The organism is Pauljensenia sp. C0254C2 (assembly GCF_056583835.1).
The window spans coordinates 119,127-136,587 of the sequence record NZ_JBWPJO010000001.1; the positions used below are offsets into that span (position 1 = coordinate 119,127).

The window sequence follows — 17,461 nt, forward strand, 5'->3', positions numbered from 1 at the left end:
AATGTGGAGTCATGTCGAAACCGAAGGTAACGCTCGTAACGTCAGCGGAGATGCCTGACCTGTACACCAATGATGTCGGACTTCTTGATGCACTGGTCGAGCGAGGTACCGATCCGCACATTGCAGTGTGGAACGACCCGAACGTGAACTGGGATGATGCCGGTGTCAGCGTGGTCCGCTCAGTGTCGGACTACGCCACTGACCGTGATGCCTTCATCCAGTGGAGCCGCTCGGTTCCACGTTTACTCAACCACCCCGATGTGCTGGAGTGGAACTCGGATAAGCACTACATGATTGAGTTGGAGAAGCGTGGCCTTCCGGTGATTCCCACGATGTGGTTGGAGCCGGAACAGAACCTGTCGAAGCATCAGGTGCATGCACGTTTTCCCGCCTCGGGTGACTTCGTCGTGAAGCCGGCTGTGTCCTCGGGTGTGCGCGATGTGGGTCGGTACTCCGCCAACGACACGAAGCAGCGTCAGGCCGCGATCATGCACGCGATGACGATGCTGTCGGAGGGCCGTTCGGTCATGGTGCAGCGCTACCTGGAGGACATCGATATTCACGGTGAGATCTCGCTGCTGTTCTTCAACGGCCTGGTTTCGCACTCGGTTGAAAAAACCGCAATGCTGTCCCCGGACACCATGTCGGCACCTGTGTTCCGTGAATCAGTGGTCGAGGCGCGTGACGCGAGTGCCGAGCAGTGGCAGTGGGGCGAGTTGATCCGCTCCATCCTGCATTCGTATGTGCGTGATCGGATGGGCCGCGACGAGCTGTTCCTGTACAACCGGGTTGACCTTGTTCCCGACGGGCAGGGCTCGTTCAGGGTGATGGAAGTGTCACTGGTGGATGCGGACCTGTATCTTGCCTCGTCACCTGCCGCCATGAACAACTTTGCTGACGCTATTGCGATGCGCGCGTTTTGGTGAGCATTGTGGTGCTGCGGGCAGGTGCGCCCGCAAGATCCTGTGAGGGCGGGCCGGCGTGAGCGTTGACGCCAGCTTTGATGAGTTTGAACAGATGGTGGCGCGTGCAGTCGATGAGATCCCCGAAAGACTGTGGCGAGCAATCGACAATGTTGCATTCATTGTCGAGGACGACCCACCCGAAGATTCTCTGCACCTGTTGGGTTTGTATGATGGCGTGCCTCTGACTGAGCGCAGCGACTACGCCGGGATGCTGCCGGATCGTATCTTCATATTTCGTCGCCCCACCCTGGCCGTGTGCGACACGCTCGAAGAAGTCGAGGACGAGGTACGAACAACGGTCATCCACGAGGTCGCTCACTATTTCGGTGTTGACGACGAAGAGCTCGACCAGTGGGGGTGGGGCTAAGCAACCCGCTTTGGCCTATTTATTGGGGACCAGCAGGCGAGCCTCAGGACCGGTTTCGTCGATGACGATGTGCCCATCAAAGACCCTGAAATCTTCCCCGGGAATCTCGTGCTGAGTCTTTCCGTCGGGGGTGACGATGAAGTACCCGTCATCAGTTCTCATCACAACGAATCTTCCGTCGGCTGCCACGGCTTTGACTTCGCCCATATCGTCGAAGTTAAAGCCAGTGGTGGCGAACAGGCTATCGCGGTCGTGCCTGATCGTCACGACGTTTCCCTTGGCGTCGACGCTGGCAGGGCCATCTTCCCGATGGGCAAACATCGCCGAGGACGGAACCAGAGAATGACTGACCACGCTATCGGCAAGCTCTTCACTGAATCCCTTGAAGGTACCCTTTTCTGTGCCGTCGTAGGCGTAAATTGTATGTTCGGCTTCCTCGTCATCTGCTGAGGAGTCGTAGACGATGTATCCGTCGCTGAACGTCTGAACCCAGCTTTCTTCGCCGCCCACGGGGTCCATTGTGGGTTCGCCTGTTTCGAGGTCGTATGCCGTGATCTGCTTTTCGCCGTTATCGCACACCAGAACTTCTTCAGCGACGATGGCAATCGGGTCATAGGTGGGGATTTCACCATCGGCAGATGCTGTGCCGCCGCCACTGGCATTGTCATCACTCTTAGTGGCACCGCCTCCGCTGGAGCACCCGACCAGAAGGCCAAGCGATATCAATGCGCTGAGGGTGATGATTCCTGCGTTCCGGTGACCTGATCGTGCGCGACGTGGGATCGACATCGCTCGTCTCTTTTACATATGCTTAAGAAGCGGTCTTTTCCGCATGATACTAGGCAAAACATGGGTGCTGAGGTGGACGTGCGGCGATCAGGATCGATGCTGCAGAATTGATGCAGGACTTTCACTGACATGTTCCGAATTGTTGACGGTGATGTTGCGAACGGTGGAGCGTGCAGCAGGGAGCGCGGGACGTGTTCGATGCCACCATCGGAGGGGGCGTGAGAATTTTCAGGTCCGGCGTGAACTCTGATAGAGTAAGCATTCGTTGCACCGGTCGGTGCGGCAGTGGTGGCTGTAGTTCAGCTGGTAGAGCACCTGGTTGTGGTCCAGGACGTCGCGGGTTCGAGCCCCGTCAGCCACCCCACAGAAAGCCCCGTAGCCTTGAGGTTACGGGGCTTTCGCTTGAATACGCGGAGTCTTCACCTGTTGCAAGCGGTGAGCTCGTTTTCGACCTGACGGATCGTGTCCTCAGGAAAACGGTCGGGTGCCTGTTCGAACAGGATGCGTGCAGACATGTGCGCTGACGCCGGATGTGCTTCCACGAATGCCAAAAGCTCAGGTGCCAGTTTCTGCAGGATCGCGCGTGCCTGAGGAACTGCCAGGAGGCGATCGACTCGCATGTCGATCCCCACTCGGCGTGTATCTGTATAGGACTTCCACGTCATCGCAGCACCCTCGAGCGGGAAGGGGGAGAAAATGCGCCGCAGGAATGTAACGGAAGCTTGGAACCACTGCGCAACCGCCTCATCTGTGCTTCCCGCTTGCCCGTTAGCCGTGTGAGCCTTCGCCAGGCTGAGGCCGTGAGCACCCAGAAGGTACATGTGCGCCTCCACGGGCACGTTGTGCGCCATCAGCGCGCTGACCAGATCAGTCGTATTGGAAGCGGGAACCAGGCCGTCGCTTTGAGTGGTGAACACGAATGTGGGAGGAGTGGATTCGTCAACTGAATCGACCACATCGAGGATCTCCTTACCCATCAAAGGGCCGAACTCGGCTCGCGTGACGGGGTAACCAAGGACGAGGGCGTCCGGCCGGTCACCGCGCGTCGTTGCAATGGATGCCGCCAGGTGGCCACCCGCCGAAAAGCCAACTGCAGCGATCTGATGAGGGTCGCTGCCATACTTGCGTGCGTGTCGACGCACCCATTGCATGCATTCCTGCCCATCGTTAAAAGACTGCTCCCACGGTGCGTCCTGACCCACTGCGTAGCGGGCGACGAATGCGTTGAATCCTTCAGCTGCGTAGGCGAGCGCTACTGGCTCTGCTTCCCGGTCCGAGCAGAACTGGTAACCGCCGCCAGGGAAAATCAGGACTGCAGGGCGAAGACCTGTGGACAGCTCCTCGCTTGCGGACAGAGCATAGCCGGTAATTGTGGCACTGGGAGTGATTGCTTGGGTAAAGACATCCATGGTGGTTTCGCATCCTTGGGGTACAACGTGTGAACTGATCATACGCCGACTTTGTGTCAGCCAGTCGAGTCATTGGAATGCTCTGTGTGTGATAGAGCAGTCCAGATGAGGGACATCTGCGTATTGAATGAGATAGCTGAAGCGACAGGTGTGCCGGTTGTTTTCACCGAAAACACTTGTATTGTCTAGAGTTTGTATGATAGTGTGATGTGAGACATGATCCACCTCAGTGTCGTGACGGTAGAGCCAGTGCAACCGGACAGGATCGACGATGACTTTTTCAATGTCCCCCGAAGAAATGAAACAGCTGTCGAACGATCTGAACCAGCTGTTTTCTGCGTTCTCCACTGTCAAGACGCCAGCTCACCCTGGGATCGGGGTGCTTGGTCAGCCGGAGCTGAGCGATGCATACGAAGCATTTTCCCAAGCCGCACAGACACGTGTTGGGGAAGTCGGGCAATGGTGTAACAAGACATCTGAGGCCGTTGCGACTGCCAGGAAGCAAAGTGAACAGACGGACGGGCAATGGGCCCGGAGTTTCAGATATGACCCAGAACGTCAACACAAATTCAGGTCGTGATCGCCATGCCGCTCTTTTCTCTTCTTATCGGTGATATTCCGGGAGATGCCGCCGCCATTAACGCAACAGCCTCAGGTGTGGAAACCACCGCACAAGTGATGGAAACGAATACTCAGGAACTGGAAGGAATTCCTGGCCGAATACGTGCATGGGAAGGGGAAGCGCGCGAATCGTTCGACAGCGCGCATCAAGAGATTCGAAAACAGGCGTTGCATGTGGTGGACGGAATCGGCCAGGCAGGCGATGCCTTCGTAGGATATGGAGCCTCGGTTTCAGCGCTTCAACGAAAAGCCGACGAACTCCATCACCAGGCGCTCACAATCGATGCGCAAATTGATGCGGCTCCGCCCCTGGAGAAACTGGCAACGATCGTAGCTGTTGCGCGTCAGGGGAACGGGCTGCTGTCGGCATTAATAGCTCTTAATGACTCGACAGAAGGGCGTGAGCATCTTCGGAACATGATCAAGCCCCATTACGATGAAAATGGAAAACTCGACGGCTATTTTGTGACGATCTATGATGATCCGCTTCATCCTGACGAAAGTCGGAAACGAACTGAATTCGTTGATGACGTATATGCGAGTGGAGCCCGTGGAAAAGACGGGAAAGCGAATGTGTATTCGCTGTTTGAGTCGGCCTATGGGCAAATGCATCAGGGCGGAACGATGCCTGGCAACAATGGCGGCATCACCGGTGGATGGCCTGGCCCTGCCACGAAGGAACTGTCCGGCGGGGACTATCACGTCATCGATAAGTCGAACGGCTTCCTGTTCTTCAAAGAAGGATATAAGCCCTGGGATCAGATGGAAGTCAGAGGTGCGCTTGAAGCTGACAAGCCTGTTACTGCGGAGACAGCAACGACAAGCGGACAATTCCATCCGGACAGGAATACCGCCGTGGTCCATGCCACAGACTCCAGCGGACGGGACGTCAACGTCGAACTTGTGGGACAGCACGCCTATCAGGTCAAGAGCGCGACAGCGGATACGGTCACGATTGTGAATCCATGGGGCCACAACTATCTGGAAGGTGGAGGAACAACTCCCACCGGTGAAATCACCATTTCCTGGGAAGACTTTGGAAAGTATTACGGCTCGATCGCGGTTGGAGATGGATATGCGAAGTAGACATGGGAGCAGGGGACAGGCCCTCCTGGCATGCGCTTTCGTAGTCGCGATGGGTGCCCTTGCCGGGTGCTCTGATGGAGAAACAGGACAAAGCGAGAGCCCCCATCAACAGTCGCAATCAGACTCAGAGCCAATCACCGGTGGAAATCACGGACAAAACGGGAGCAAGACTATAGTGTGTGACAATGGAATTGAACTGACGATCGGTGAGAATGCGCCGCTGTGGCTGGACAACGCCGGCAATTACACCGCGACGATCACTGCGCCGCAGGTACAGGATCACTTTATGCAGACATATCTGAATGCCGGAAGCGCGCAGGGCGGTATTCAGGTAGTGCTACTGGCTGGAGATTCGGCAACTCTGGAATCCGTGGGGACTTTTACCCTGATCAGAGTGGAACCTACCACGAGCATTGGCGTAGACCCCAATGGCAGTGCCACTTTCTGCTTTGAACCCGACGAAGGGTTCCCCCTGGCTGACACCTTGCGTGAACTGGAACGCGGGCAGTCTGACTAACCCTTACGCACTCGCGTGCCGAGTGCGGTCTCAGCGGCGCCTAGCAGTCTCGAAGCCGTGAAGCCTTGTTGGCGCGGGCGCTTAGGCGGCGGCAGGTGATGCGGTTACGCGGCGTGGCCTGTGGCGGCCTGTCAGTCCATGTCGCGGAGCAAGAACCCACGCCACGACAAAAACAACTGTCAGCGTGACAACAATCGTCGCCCCCGTCGGCAGATCACTGCTCCACGACAGATACACGCCGATCAGCGAGCACAGCGCCCCGATGGCAGGGCCAAGAAGCATCATCACGCCCAGGCGATCAGTGAGCAGACGTGCGGTGGCTGCCGGCGTCACTAGCAATGCCAGCACCAGAACATTTCCGATCGTCTGCACCGAAATGACAACCGTCAGCGAAATCACTACAGCCAGCAAGACGTCCACAGCCAGCGTCTGCACTCCGGCTGCGCGAGCACTTTCCCGATCCAGCCCAACCGCCAGGAAACGCTGATGCATCAGCGCAACCACAACCATGATCCCAGCGCTCACACCCAGAACAACGGGAACATCGGATGCAGGTATGCCGGTGATGGAACCGAATAGGAACTGCTGGAGCGAACCGGCGTAGCCAGGCGCCCTCGACATGATGAGCAGACCCAGAGCGAACGCGCCGGCAAACAGTACGCCGATGACAGAATCTTCCTTCAAACGCCGATTGCCCGACAGCAGAGCGACCAGCACCGCTGTGACGATGCCGGCGATCGCACCTCCCAGTACCAGAGATCCCTGAAGGACGAACGCGATGGCAAGGCCGGGGAACACAGAGTGGGCAACTGCATCACCCATGAACGCCATCCCTCGCAGCACAACGTAGGATCCGACAACACCGCAGACTACGGCGCAGCACACACAGATCAGAAGCGCCCGAGGCAGGAAAGCCAACAGGGGATTGTGCAGATCCTGCCAAAACTCGCTGAGCGTCAGCATGCGTCCTCCAGTCGTTCTGCCGGCAACAGGCGCAGCAGCGGGTTGTCGGAGCGAATGTGGAAGGCCTGCACCCACAACGTCGGATCAGCAAGCTCAGCGGCAGTGCCGTGCGCAATCACCGTGCGATTGAGCAGCAGCAGCTGATCGCACGTATGGAGCGCGGAGGCAATGTCATGCGTACTCATCATGATGGTGCAGCCTTCGCCGGTCAGCCGCTGAAACAGATCAGTCAGGAGTTCCTGGGTGGGCATGTCCAACCCCGTGAACGGCTCATCGAGGAACAGTAACTGCGGATTACCGGCTAGTGCCCGGGCAACCAGGACGCGCTGGCGCTGCCCGCCTGACAACTGTCCGATTGGACGGGAAGCCAGATCCGACAGCTCGACTCGATCCAGGGCGCGCGAGACGCGCTCATGGCGCTCGCGGCGTGCGATGGAATCGAAACGCCGCATCATGCGGAGCGTGCGCGATCCCTCGCCGGGGTGGAGGCGCGCAGCCATATCGACACATTGGCGCACGCTGATGGGGTACTCCCACGCGAATTCATGGCGTTGAGGAACGTACCCGATCATCGGCGCACTCAGATGCGTCCCTCCGGCTTGAACGCTGCCGGAGCTGATCGGCACCAATCCGAGCAATGCGCGCATCAGTGTGGTCTTGCCGGCACCGTTCGGGCCGATGAGACCGATCAGGCAGCCGGGAGGAACAGTGAAGCAGACATTGTGCAGAACCGAACGGCCCGCCAGTGACACATTCAGGCCCGACACGCTCAGCGCATCGCCTGCCGGTGACCTGTCCGCCGCAGCAGTTGGTACCGTGAGAGTCATGCCTATCGAGTGGTCCTTTCTGAATCCTGCGGATTGACGAGGGATGAGCCTGCGCGCTGCTTCCTGTGCGCCCTGCTCACAAGCCACGCCACGCCGGCACCAATCAGCACGACGGCTGCAATGATGGTGATCCACAGGGGAGCGGACGTATTCGAATCAGACACGTCCCGTGGCCCCTTCAGAGCCGACTGGTCCTGTGAGGAAACACCGGGCGGTGCCGATTCGGCAGTGGATGCAGAATTGTCGCCAGCTTGTTCGCCTGCTCTGGACTGGTCGGAAGCATTCTGAGAATCGGCAGGATCTGCAGTTGCGGGCACAGCCCTGAGGGCGTCGTGCGGATCAGTCTGGCTGCCGACAGCGACACGCATGACAGCCTGGGCCGTCGCGTCAGACGACGCGTTTCCTGCACCGTCGTCAGCTGCCACACGCAGATGAACCAGGTACACGCCCGGCTCAGAAAATACCCAGTTGGCATGGACATGAGTATTGGCTTCCATCCATACCTCACCGGCAGGTGTGCTGCCCGCTGATCCGTCAGCGCTGTTCGCCCCCGAATCCGCCAGCACACGCGGCGCTCCGAACGTACCGTCCTGCAGGAACAGCCACATGCGGCCCGGCCCCTCGACACGTTCAACCGTCATCGTGGCGCCCGTTCCCATGCGCTTCAGTGCCTCCGAATCCTGCGTGTTCCACCCGACCCAGGGCACATCGACCTGCTGAGTTTGCGGGATCACCCAGGCGCGCTTACCCTGCGCGCCTTCTAGAAAGGCGTAATCGTCTGTATCCGGCACATCCATCATGGACTCATCGCTCACGTGGATGGCAACCGAATCCAGGGTGCGCCACAGTGGTGTGGCAGCCGAATCATCGCGCGCCAGGATCTGCCACGTGCCGTCGATGACGCGCGGACCGATGTCAACGTGTCCGCGCGAAATCACGGTCGGATCAGTGGAAACGGGTTCATCTGCCTTAACCGTCTGATCCAGGGCAGGGTCAGCCTCGTCCATCGGCGCAGACAAGGCGGGCAGGGCCAGGCAGGCAGTGGCGGCGAGGGCCCCCAGGGCGGCACTGGTCAGGCGTGAAATCAGGGATTGTGTCACGGTTACTCTTTCGTTGAATCAGCAGGGCAGAGGCATGTGCGCAGCGAATCTGCATTCGCGCGCATCATGTCGATGTAGGTCGGGGCGCGTGAATCCAGCGTGTCGCCGTACAGAGGGCAGACTTTCACGCCTGATTCCTCTGCAATCGTGCGCAGCGGTGAGCGCCCTCGGGCCAGGTTCGGCTCCAGGAAAACGGCGGGAATCTTCAGGTCACTGAGCGCTGCCTGGAGTGCTTGGCGGTCAGCGAGGGATGGCTCTGTGGCCGGATTGGGAGCCAGGAAGCCCGCCACGTCCAACCCGTACGCGTCGGCAAGATAAGCGAACGCATCAGTAGTGGTGACCAGGTGGCGTCGTTCGGGTGGGATCTGCTCAATCGTCTGGGCCATATAGGTGTCCAGGTCAGCCAGCTCGTTGAGGTAGGCGGCGCTGCGGCGCTGGTAGGTTGCGGCCCCTTCGGGATCAGCGCGCATCAGTTCGTCGCGAATGACCTGCACGTATGCGCGCGCATTCGATACGTCGTGCCACAGGTGCGGGTCGATCTCGCCGTGCACATGCTTACCGAGGACTGCCTGCGGCAGCAGATAAATCGGGTCGCCTGGATGGCCGAGGAATCGGAAGCCATCTGCCGGAATAGAGGTCAAAGTGGAAGGCGGCACTGAGACGACGGCGCGATCCAGGTTGATCCGCTCCAGGCTCGAATCCCCGCCCGCGTGTGAATCAGCCATGAGGGTCACGTCACCGCGTTCCAGATCCACGGTCACATCCGCATGGCCAGAATCGACGACGGTGCGCCTTTCGCGCGCGGCAATTTCACCGGGGTCAATGCCCACAGCCACGACCAGCGTCCCACTGCGCAGGTTGCTGTCAGGCAGGCCGCGCCCGGGGCGGATGGTCGCTCCCAGCGTGAGGCGGTAGATCCCTGGCTTTGTGAAACCCCAGCTCATGTGCTGGTGCGCCTGGGCGGGAAGGCGCATCTGATCATCTGAGCATGCATGTGTCTGTGAAGTCTCTGTCTGCCCGCCCGCAGTAAAGGCGATGCTGGGCGCACCGAACGTGGTGGTCAGCCACGCGCTCGCCACCGATCCTTCGGGTAGGTCTGCGCCGGTGCAATACAGGGATATTTCCGATGCTCGATCCGCTCCGTATTTCTCCCCGCTGCCGCTTACCCGCATGCCGAGCCACACCGTATCCAGTGCGCGATCTTCGACCAGCGGGCGTACTTTCGCACCGTATGCCGCGGCAACTTCCGCGATGGACACCGAGCGTGCCTGGGAGGGCAGGTTGGCGTCGAGCGCGCGGATTATGGCATGTTCTTCGAGCAGCAGGTAGTTCGAAAATGCCACGTCAGCGTAGGCGACGTCGCGGATGTCGCGCAGTGAGGGCTCATAGGTATGCGGATCTGCCCCATCGGGCACCAGTGCATTAACCGACACGCGCTCACCGCCGACCTGACGCACCAGGTCAGCCAGGATTCCTGTGGTTGTCACGACTTTGAGCGTGCCGGTTTGATCGGCACCTGCTTGCGCGCGTCCGATGCCGCTGCACGCGCTTATCGTGGCGACAGATGCCGCAGTGACGAGGGCGACCACCGTGCGTGTCAGCAGTGCGCGACCTGTGATGCGAAAGGTGTGTGCTGCAGCATGCAGGTGGGCTGGCCACCCTCGTCGTAATGTGTGGAACATGGCGATCAGCGGCATCTAGCGATCGCAGCGTGTGCGACGAGCAGCGTGGTGCATGCCCAGACCAGCCAGGCCCGCGATGAGCACGAGGCCGGCAAGAGCCAGAAAGCTGTTGGCGCCGGTTGACGCTAGACTGGTGGCGTTTTCCGGCAACTCACATGCTTTTCCGGAGGGGGTGCGGCCCACGATTTCTGTGACGACGTGCTGGCCGTTCTCATCCACATGGACGCCTGAGGCTGCGAAAGCTGCGGCATTGGTGGGGGTGAGTGTCTGGCTGATGGTCACGGAGTAATGGCCAGGAGCTGTGAAGACCCAGTTCGGATGCGCGTGAGTGTTGGCTGGCAGTGTGAAGGAATCACCGGGAGCGGTGAAGATTTTTTCGCCTACTCCGCCGCCAAGTCCTCCGGAGAAGAAGACGCCCAGACGGCCAGGACCTTGCACATCCTCGAGTGTCCATCGCACCTGACCGGTTGTGGCGCCTGACAGTTCGGGGCGCTGTGAGTTCATGCCGAGCCACGGCACACCGTGCTGCTGTGTGGAGCCGATCATCCACACGGGCGTTCCTGCGGTGGTGAGAAATGACAATGCTGAGGGTGCTTTGAGATATGCGGCGCCTCCCACGGCAAACGTCAGGCTCGACGGATTGACCCACGATGCGGGCTGACTGCGATCGTCTTTGAGCAGTGCCACGGCACGCCCGTTGGAGATGCCGACGCCGAGGTCGAAGTGTCCATCGGTCGCATCTCCTGAAGCGTTCGGGCCTACCGAAAAGTGCAGGGTTGTTGTGGCGACTGTGGAATCACCGTGGGGAGCAGATTGTGCCTGCGCAATCTCCGCTTCGGTGGCCGGTCGGGTGATTTCGGTGGCAATGCACTTCTCCGGTTCCGCTTTCGGAGTTGGTTGTGCTGCTGAGCCATTGTGTGCTGGTGAGTCTGCGTGCGGTTTCGAGACGGCTGCTGGCGAGTCAGGCTGTGCCTGTGAGCCAGTGCCCGTCTGTGAACTGCTTTCCGTTTGCGTGCCGTCGCCTGACTGCGTGCTGTCACCTGTCTGCGTGCCGTCACCTGTCTGCGCGTCGTCACCTGCCGGGGAGGTGCTTTCGTCCCCTTCAGGGGTTGCAGGTGTCGTGGCTGCCTCGCCCTCGCCCGGCTTCGAGCCAGGTTCATCAGTGCCCTGTGAATCTGAGGCAGGCTGTGCATGTCCTACGACGATCGTGTACGTATGTGGGGTGCTGTGAACCTGAGAGCCATCGGTGCGCGTGGCACGCGCGGTGACCTTGAGCATGTAGGTACCGGCATGTGTAAACAGCCAGTTGACGTGCGCATGCGCCAGATAAGGCTGCTCGATAGTGGAGCCGGCAGGATCCAAAGCGAGGGACTTGTCGGTCAGTACTGACTGAGGCGCACCGAAGGCTGGTGTCATCCACGCTGCGATCCGACCTCCCTGGGGACCTGAATACGAAATGTCGAAGTTCGCGCCCGTGTAGGAATCTCCCAACGCCAAAATGTCCCATCCCGGCCACAGCAGGTTGAAATCCTGCTTTTGCGGAAGCACATACGCCTCTGGTGCACCGGGCACACCCGCATCGGATGGAATCGCTGTTCTTGCAGCTTCCTTGACGACGAATGTGACATCTTCAGGGGCGTGACGGACGCCTGCGCCCGTAACGTCTTCTTTCACGTCGAGGTCGATTCCGCCTGAGGAGGCGGCACTGAGGTGAAAAATATCGACGTGACCGTGATCAAGGGTGAGTGTGTCGGATGCCGGCGACGGCATGGCGTTGCTGAGTGAGGCGACCACACTGAGCAGTGCTGCTGCCGCAAGGGCTTTGACGCCGCGGCGCCGAGTGAACGTGTGTGAATGGCGCATCAGACCTCCTGTTAAGAACGATTATCAATATGTATCAACACTAACATAGTGAGAATCAATCTCAAAAGGGTGGGGCGTCTAACAGAGCACACAGAACAGCGCACACAGAACAGCGCATAAGGAATCGGCCTCGCGTCGAACGCGAGGCCGATTCTGTTAGGACAGGGAACGGTGGAACTACTGCGCTGTCCGCGACAGGTCGGCATTCATCGGGTCAACTGCGCGCGAGCGCGTCACCAGTTTATGTCCGCCCCAAATGGCGAGGAAGAAGAACAGCCCGATATAGATACCGATGAACTTGATGACGGAGAATTCGCCGGCAATCACGTCGAGGGACTGACCTACCACGACGATCGCACACATCGCCAACGCAATGAGCGGACCTGCAGGATAGAGCAGAGCGCGGTAGGGCAGATCCTTCGGGTCCTTCCCTTGAGCCTTATATGCGCGACGGAAACAGAAGTGTGACCATGCGATTCCCATCCACGTGATGAAACCGGCCAGGCCGGACGCGTTCACCAGCCAACTGTAGACAACGCCGGAACCGACGCGAGATGTGGCGAAACATGCTGCGCCGATCAGGCACGTAGCGGCCAGAGCAGCCAGGGGAACACCGTGTGAGGTGACACGACCAAACAGACGAGGCGCCTTACGCTCCTTCGCCATTGAGTAGAGCATGCGAGTGGCGACGTAGACACCGGAGTTTCCTGCAGACAGAATCGAGGTCAAAATGACCGCATTCATTACACCTGCAGCACCGGCGATGCCGGCTCGCTCAAAGAGCAACGTGAAAGGTGACTTCGTGACGGCCTCGGTGAAGCCTTGTGCGGTGGAATCGTCTGCACTTGCGCCCTGCAGCAGCGACGGGTCGGTGTAGGGGATGAGGAAGGCAATCACCAGGATCGCGCCGATATAGAACAGCAGGATGCGGAAAAAGACCGCTCGCGTAGCCCTGGGAACGTTCTTCTCCGGATCTTCAGTCTCGCCGGCTGCGATGCCGATCATTTCTGTTCCCTGGAATGAGAATCCGGCGATCATGAAGACCCCCATGATTCCCCAGAAGCCGTTGACGAAGGGCGCCTCGCCAATCTGCCAGTTAGTCAGGCCGGACGATTCGCCTCCCAAGATACCGACGATCATCAGCACACCCAGCGCCAGGAAGATCAAGACGGTCACGACTTTGATGGCGGCGAACCAGAATTCAGATTCACCAAAACCGCGCACACTGAACGCGTTGAGGGTGAACAGAATCAGCAGGAAGATGGCGGACCAGATCCACGGTGGAACCTGATCCGGCGGGAACCAGTACTGCATGACGATGGTGGCGGCAACGAGTTCGGCTGCCACCGTGATCGCCCAGTTGTACCAGTAGTTCCATCCCTGCGCAAAGCCGAAAGACTTCGAGACGTAGCGCGTCGCGTAAACCTCGAACGCACCGGAGGAGGGGCAGTATGTGGCCATCTCGCCCAGTGACTGCATGAGGAAGAAGACCATGACGCCGATTGCGCCGTACGCCAGCAGTGCGCCACCTGGCCCTGCGCCGGTGATGGTGCCACCTGATGCGACGAACAGGCCCGTTCCAATTGCGCCTCCGATGGCGATCATGTTGAGGTGGCGAGCCTTGAGGTTGCGTCGAAGGTGTGGATCGGCTTTGCCGTGGCTGCCAGTTTTTGGCGTCGCAGCAGAATCAGACATACGTTCCCCCTCGTTGAGTAAGCAGTCAGTCGAGAATCAGCAAAGAAGTCGACTGTCACCTTGCATGTGAACACGCTAGGCCAAAAATCGCCCTCGTGGAAAAGTGTTCGTATGGTGGATACCTTGCGCAAGGTCGGATGAACGGCATCCAAATAGCGAAACTTACTGATAGGTATGCATAATCATGCGGACGTCGAGGGTTGCGCACACTGGCGCCGTTTGAGGGTGGCAGCAATGCTTCGCGCGCCGTGAATCTGGCGTGATCGCTTGCAAAAGTGGGAGAGTACTTGACAGGATAAAGGCATGAAAACCACACGAAAACTGGCATTTGTCCCTGCGATCGCGTTGGCATTCACTCTCGGAGCCTGCAGCTCCCAAAATGACCCCGCACCAGTTGAATCTGAACCCACGTCAACTACTGCGACGAGCGAGGCAACTCAGTCTTCCTCGGACGATGACCGTGATGATGATGCTGATGACACCGCCGAATCTGGAGATGACGATCAGGCCTCTGCGGCATCAGGTGTTTCATCCAACGAGCAGGCTCTGGCGGCTGTGGCGGCTGCTGAGGGTGTGAACGGTGGCCGCGCCTATTCTCTGGAAACCAACCACCAGCGCTCCGAGTGGAAAGTGAAGGTTGTTGAGGGTAATGAAGGCCGTATCTACGTCATTGATCAAAGCGGCAATGTCGTGCGAAACGAGATCGACGACGACTTTGATGAAGATGACAAGCATGTCACGGATGCTGGAATCATCTCGCTGGCAGATGCGGTCAAGGCTGCTCTGGCCGAGCGTCCCGATGGTTACCTCGAATCCGCTGACTTCGACGACAATGACGACAACAAGTTCTACTTCGAAGTTGAACTCGAAAACGAAGCCGGCGGAGACTTGGCCGAATTTGACATCGACGCTGAAAGTGGCGCTGTGACAGTTGAGGGCTGATGCAGGTGAGCTGGAGATGATCCAGCGCATGTAGTCTGCGGAAAGTATGAGCTCGGGCCCACCGCTGTTGAAGGCGGTGGGCCCATTTCATGCCTCATTGACGAAGTGAGGCATGCAGCGCCCGTTTAACGATGAATTCATGATCGCGGTGGCAGCCGACTTTGAATCGGTATTCCCCCGCGTGCGTGAAGCCGAAACGCTCATAGAATCGCTGCGCGCGGTCGTTGCGTGACCAGACGCCCAGCCATAAGGCGTCCGGCTGACGCTCAAGAAGCCAGTCGACGGCGATGGACATGAGCTGTGTGCCCAGGCCTGAATTCTGCAGGCCTTGCCTGACATAGAGCCGCTTAATCTCCCCGTCGCCGGAGCGCACATCAGGGTGGGGAAATGAGCATGATCCGGCAAGCACATACGCGACCGGTTGAGAGGTCTCCTGCGCGTCGGGATTAGTGTCTCCACCATCGCCAGCATCGAACGCCAGCCAGACGGCGCATTGGGGGCCAGTGAGCAGCGTTGTGAGCGCGTTGGGCGAATAGGTCGATTCGAGGAAGTCCTGGAGGTCATCGGGCGCGTACAGATAACCGAAGGTCTGTGTAAATGTCGTGATGGACAGTTCCTGCAGTGCGGAAACGTCAGCGCGTGTGGCCTTGCGGATCGTGAATGGCCGGGACTGGGGCGTGTCGGTAGGGATGCTCATGTTCCCACGGTATCGGCCATAGCTTCATGCTCGCGCGCGTCCGTGACTGCGCACTTTGGTGCTCCCTTGGGGAGCTACTGTCCGTCGATCTTGTCGAGCTGGGAGTTGAGTCGCTGCACTTTCCCGCTCATCTCATCTGAGTGACCGGGGCGCAGGTCTGCTTTCAGCACCAGTGAGACCCGAGGGCTGACTTCGCCCACTGCTTCGCAGGCGCGGCGAATCACTGGCATGCATTCATCCCATGTGCCTTCGATGGTGGTGAACATCGAATTGGTTTCGTGGGGTAGGCCGCTGTCACGAATGACTTTGACGGCGCGCGCTACGATATGCGCCATCGAACCGTCAGGGCTGTCCGTCGTGGACGGGGAAATTGAAAAGGCAAATAACATGCCTTGAGGATATCGTGAAGTGCCACTCGAAGCATGCGAATTGCCCGCTTCAGAAGACCGCGTGCTTTCCGTTTTTGCCGCAGCGTCAGTGACGCCTTCACGCACCGAACGAGGGGGTAACCCTGTTTTTCGTTGTTTGTCTGGTTTCAATACATAGTTGACAGGTGTGTCGCGTCATCGTTGACACATGATTGAAACAAATAAGAACGAAGTAATCGTGTTGAGCGATGTTGAAGCAGGTATGAGTATCAGCGAGGCCGTGAAGTGTTTCGGGGTTTCACGTCAATGGGTCTATACCCTGATCCGGCGCTACCAACAAGACGGCCTGACAGGCCTGCAGCCCCGCTCACGTAGACCCCACCGTCGCCCCCACCAATGCCCACTCCACGTGGTGGATCACGTGCTGGGTTTACGCGCCACGCTGATCGAGCAAGGTCTTGATGGTGGGGCTGAAAGCATATGGGCGCGTCTTGACGAACACGAACGCCCCAGCGTGAGCACGATCTGGAGAATCTCAAAAAGCACAACTGCGTTGTGCCTTAGCCCCACAAGAAACCACGATCAGCATGGAAACGATTCGAAGCCGCAGCACCTAATGAAATGTGGTAATCCGACTTCACGCACTGGCACATTCAAACCGAGTAAGTTGAGATCATCTCCTGGCTTGATGACCACTCACGTTCCTCCTGCACGCAAGCGCACACCCGCGCATCACTGGCCCCGTCGTGGTGGAAACCTTTACCACCACGACGCGCACCTACGGGTACCCGCGCTCCACACTGACCGACAACGCCATGGTCTACAGCACGCGCCACGCGCGCGGAGCACGCGCCCAAAACCGCCAGCCCAACGCGTTTGAACAACTCCTTCACGACCTGTGCATCATTCAGAAAAACGGGCTCCTCGGCCATCCCACCACATAAGGAAAAATCGAACGTTACCACTACACGCTCGAAAAATGGCTCGCCGCCCAACCATCAGCCCCAACCATCACCAGCCTGCACAACCAACTCGACACATTCACCCGCATCTATAACCACGAACGCCCCCACAGAGTCTTCAACAGGCGCACCCCACACACCGTGTACACAACCACACCACCCGCACACCCCACCACCGAGCTATTCGAGAGGATCTGGCGAATATGACACGACAGTGTCGCCATCGCAGGCAAAGTCACCATGCGCCACTCAGGAAAACTCCTCCGCCTCGGCATCGGCAGACCCTACGCACACCACCCAGTCCTCATCCTCATAGCAGGCAACGACACCATCACCATCGACCGCACCACCGGAGAAATCATCGCCGAACACACCATCGACCCCACACACAACTACCAGCCCAAAAAAACACACCAGCACCGTCACACCTGTCAACAATGACGTGACACACCCACACACAAAAAGACCGGGACACCGTCAACAAACTGTCAACGATGCCCCGACACATCACAAAAACCGCCTACTCCCAGCTAGCCGGCAAACCCATCGAACATTTCCAGTCCTGTCAATGGAACGCCCTAATCAACCACGCTGTATTGGCGCAAACC

General features: G+C 58.8%; 18 protein-coding genes, 1 tRNA gene and 1 pseudogene. 9 read left to right on the plus strand and 11 right to left on the minus strand.

Features of this window, described 5'->3' with window-relative positions; translation table 11 throughout:
• Nucleotides 1-11: 11 nt before the first annotated feature.
• Both AC1DA5_RS00560 and AC1DA5_RS00565 read left to right on the plus strand, forming a co-directional pair.
• A complete protein-coding gene (locus tag AC1DA5_RS00560; RefSeq protein WP_058236335.1) occupies nt 12-926 on the plus strand; it encodes an ATP-grasp domain-containing protein in 915 nt (304 codons plus the stop codon).
• 55 nt (nt 927-981) lie between these two features.
• Nucleotides 982-1,332, plus strand: coding sequence for a metallopeptidase family protein (locus tag AC1DA5_RS00565; protein WP_257525408.1), 351 nt, complete (start codon nt 982-984; stop codon nt 1,330-1,332).
• A 15-nt stretch (nt 1,333-1,347) separates the two neighbouring features.
• Here the strand turns inward: AC1DA5_RS00565 and AC1DA5_RS00570 are convergent, their stop codons facing one another.
• A complete protein-coding gene (locus AC1DA5_RS00570) occupies nt 1,348-2,121 on the minus strand; it encodes a hypothetical protein (RefSeq protein ID WP_480289022.1) in 774 nt (257 codons plus the stop codon).
• 288 nt (nt 2,122-2,409) lie between these two features.
• Here AC1DA5_RS00570 and AC1DA5_RS00575 point away from each other — a divergent pair.
• Nucleotides 2,410-2,485, plus strand: a tRNA-His gene (locus tag AC1DA5_RS00575).
• Nucleotides 2,486-2,540: 55 nt separating this feature from the next.
• Here the strand turns inward: AC1DA5_RS00575 and AC1DA5_RS00580 are convergent.
• Nucleotides 2,541-3,572, minus strand: coding sequence for an alpha/beta hydrolase (locus tag AC1DA5_RS00580; protein ID WP_285014441.1), 1,032 nt, complete (start codon nt 3,570-3,572; stop codon nt 2,541-2,543).
• A gap of 534 nt (nt 3,573-4,106) precedes the next feature.
• Here AC1DA5_RS00580 and AC1DA5_RS00585 point away from each other — a divergent pair.
• Together AC1DA5_RS00585 and AC1DA5_RS00590 are read left to right on the plus strand one after the other, a co-directional pair.
• Nucleotides 4,107-5,237: a hypothetical protein gene (locus AC1DA5_RS00585; protein WP_480289023.1), complete on the plus strand. Its 1,131-nt coding sequence runs from the start codon at nt 4,107-4,109 to the stop codon at nt 5,235-5,237.
• A gap of 175 nt (nt 5,238-5,412) precedes the next feature.
• Nucleotides 5,413-5,754, plus strand: coding sequence for a hypothetical protein (locus AC1DA5_RS00590; RefSeq protein ID WP_058236340.1), 342 nt, complete (start codon nt 5,413-5,415; stop codon nt 5,752-5,754).
• Between the two features lie 81 nt (nt 5,755-5,835).
• On the opposite strand, the gene AC1DA5_RS00595 is transcribed toward AC1DA5_RS00590, so the two are convergent.
• From AC1DA5_RS00595 to AC1DA5_RS00620, 6 genes are all read right to left on the minus strand, one after another.
• Nucleotides 5,836-6,717 carry an anchored repeat-type ABC transporter permease subunit gene (locus AC1DA5_RS00595; protein ID WP_070727062.1) on the minus strand — a complete coding sequence of 294 codons (882 nt, stop codon included), beginning with the start codon at nt 6,715-6,717 and terminating at the stop codon, nt 5,836-5,838.
• Nucleotides 6,711-7,544 carry an anchored repeat-type ABC transporter ATP-binding subunit gene (locus tag AC1DA5_RS00600; protein ID WP_058236342.1) on the minus strand — a complete coding sequence of 278 codons (834 nt, stop codon included), beginning with the start codon at nt 7,542-7,544 and terminating at the stop codon, nt 6,711-6,713. The genes AC1DA5_RS00595 and AC1DA5_RS00600 overlap by 7 nt, the downstream gene beginning before the upstream one ends.
• A gap of 2 nt (nt 7,545-7,546) precedes the next feature.
• Nucleotides 7,547-8,644, minus strand: coding sequence for a choice-of-anchor M domain-containing protein (locus AC1DA5_RS00605; RefSeq protein WP_058236343.1), 1,098 nt, complete (start codon nt 8,642-8,644; stop codon nt 7,547-7,549).
• 2 nt (nt 8,645-8,646) lie between these two features.
• Complete coding sequence (locus tag AC1DA5_RS00610) at nt 8,647-10,341, minus strand: anchored repeat ABC transporter, substrate-binding protein (RefSeq protein WP_480289024.1); 1,695 nt, start codon at nt 10,339-10,341, stop codon at nt 8,647-8,649.
• Nucleotides 10,342-12,189: a TIGR03773 family transporter-associated surface protein gene (locus tag AC1DA5_RS00615; RefSeq protein ID WP_285014449.1), complete on the minus strand. Its 1,848-nt coding sequence runs from the start codon at nt 12,187-12,189 to the stop codon at nt 10,342-10,344.
• Between the two features lie 177 nt (nt 12,190-12,366).
• A complete protein-coding gene (locus AC1DA5_RS00620) occupies nt 12,367-13,884 on the minus strand; it encodes an amino acid permease (RefSeq protein WP_480289025.1) in 1,518 nt (505 codons plus the stop codon).
• Nucleotides 13,885-14,187: 303 nt separating this feature from the next.
• On the opposite strand from AC1DA5_RS00620, the gene AC1DA5_RS00625 reads away from it, so the two are divergent.
• Nucleotides 14,188-14,826: a PepSY domain-containing protein gene (locus AC1DA5_RS00625; RefSeq protein WP_285014451.1), complete on the plus strand. Its 639-nt coding sequence runs from the start codon at nt 14,188-14,190 to the stop codon at nt 14,824-14,826.
• Between the two features lie 94 nt (nt 14,827-14,920).
• Here the strand turns inward: AC1DA5_RS00625 and AC1DA5_RS00630 are convergent, their stop codons facing one another.
• Together AC1DA5_RS00630 and AC1DA5_RS00635 are read right to left on the minus strand one after the other, a co-directional pair.
• Nucleotides 14,921-15,523 carry a GNAT family N-acetyltransferase gene (locus AC1DA5_RS00630; RefSeq protein ID WP_285014453.1) on the minus strand — a complete coding sequence of 201 codons (603 nt, stop codon included), beginning with the start codon at nt 15,521-15,523 and terminating at the stop codon, nt 14,921-14,923.
• 74 nt (nt 15,524-15,597) lie between these two features.
• Nucleotides 15,598-15,912 (minus strand): thiamine-binding protein, encoded by a 315-nt coding sequence (locus AC1DA5_RS00635; RefSeq protein ID WP_058236347.1) that lies wholly within the window; start codon nt 15,910-15,912, stop codon nt 15,598-15,600.
• 187 nt (nt 15,913-16,099) lie between these two features.
• On the opposite strand from AC1DA5_RS00635, the pseudogene AC1DA5_RS00640 reads away from it, so the two are divergent.
• The 3 genes and pseudogenes from AC1DA5_RS00640 to AC1DA5_RS00650 form a co-directional block, all read left to right on the plus strand.
• A pseudogene (locus tag AC1DA5_RS00640) lies at nt 16,100-16,414 on the plus strand (helix-turn-helix domain-containing protein); the annotation flags it as partial.
• A gap of 223 nt (nt 16,415-16,637) precedes the next feature.
• Nucleotides 16,638-16,835, plus strand: coding sequence for a hypothetical protein (locus tag AC1DA5_RS00645; RefSeq protein ID WP_480289077.1), 198 nt, complete (start codon nt 16,638-16,640; stop codon nt 16,833-16,835).
• Between the two features lie 6 nt (nt 16,836-16,841).
• A complete protein-coding gene (locus tag AC1DA5_RS00650; RefSeq protein WP_480289074.1) occupies nt 16,842-17,060 on the plus strand; it encodes an integrase core domain-containing protein in 219 nt (72 codons plus the stop codon).
• Between the two features lie 42 nt (nt 17,061-17,102).
• Here the strand turns inward: AC1DA5_RS00650 and AC1DA5_RS00655 are convergent, their stop codons facing one another.
• On the minus strand, nt 17,103-17,273 hold the full coding sequence (locus tag AC1DA5_RS00655) for a hypothetical protein (protein ID WP_480289026.1): 171 nt from the start codon (nt 17,271-17,273) through the stop codon (nt 17,103-17,105).
• Nucleotides 17,274-17,461 lie beyond the last annotated feature (188 nt).

What these genes read in the sequence shown, in the direction of transcription:
- AC1DA5_RS00625 (WP_285014451.1), top strand. Translation starts at nt 14,188, where the DNA reads ATGAAAACCACACGAAAACTGGCATTTGTCCCTGCGATCGCGTTGGCA.
- AC1DA5_RS00580 (WP_285014441.1), bottom strand. Translation starts at nt 3,572, where the DNA reads ATGATCAGTTCACACGTTGTACCCCAAGGATGCGAAACCACCATGGAT.
- AC1DA5_RS00570 (WP_480289022.1), bottom strand. Translation starts at nt 2,121, where the DNA reads ATGTCGATCCCACGTCGCGCACGATCAGGTCACCGGAACGCAGGAATC.
- AC1DA5_RS00635 (WP_058236347.1), bottom strand. Translation starts at nt 15,912, where the DNA reads ATGTTATTTGCCTTTTCAATTTCCCCGTCCACGACGGACAGCCCTGAC.
- AC1DA5_RS00595 (WP_070727062.1), bottom strand. Translation starts at nt 6,717, where the DNA reads ATGCTGACGCTCAGCGAGTTTTGGCAGGATCTGCACAATCCCCTGTTG.
- AC1DA5_RS00620 (WP_480289025.1), bottom strand. Translation starts at nt 13,884, where the DNA reads ATGTCTGATTCTGCTGCGACGCCAAAAACTGGCAGCCACGGCAAAGCC.
- AC1DA5_RS00630 (WP_285014453.1), bottom strand. Translation starts at nt 15,523, where the DNA reads ATGAGCATCCCTACCGACACGCCCCAGTCCCGGCCATTCACGATCCGC.
- AC1DA5_RS00615 (WP_285014449.1), bottom strand. Translation starts at nt 12,189, where the DNA reads ATGCGCCATTCACACACGTTCACTCGGCGCCGCGGCGTCAAAGCCCTT.
- AC1DA5_RS00560 (WP_058236335.1), top strand. Translation starts at nt 12, where the DNA reads ATGTCGAAACCGAAGGTAACGCTCGTAACGTCAGCGGAGATGCCTGAC.
- AC1DA5_RS00600 (WP_058236342.1), bottom strand. Translation starts at nt 7,544, where the DNA reads ATGACTCTCACGGTACCAACTGCTGCGGCGGACAGGTCACCGGCAGGC.
- AC1DA5_RS00610 (WP_480289024.1), bottom strand. Translation starts at nt 10,341, where the DNA reads ATGCCGCTGATCGCCATGTTCCACACATTACGACGAGGGTGGCCAGCC.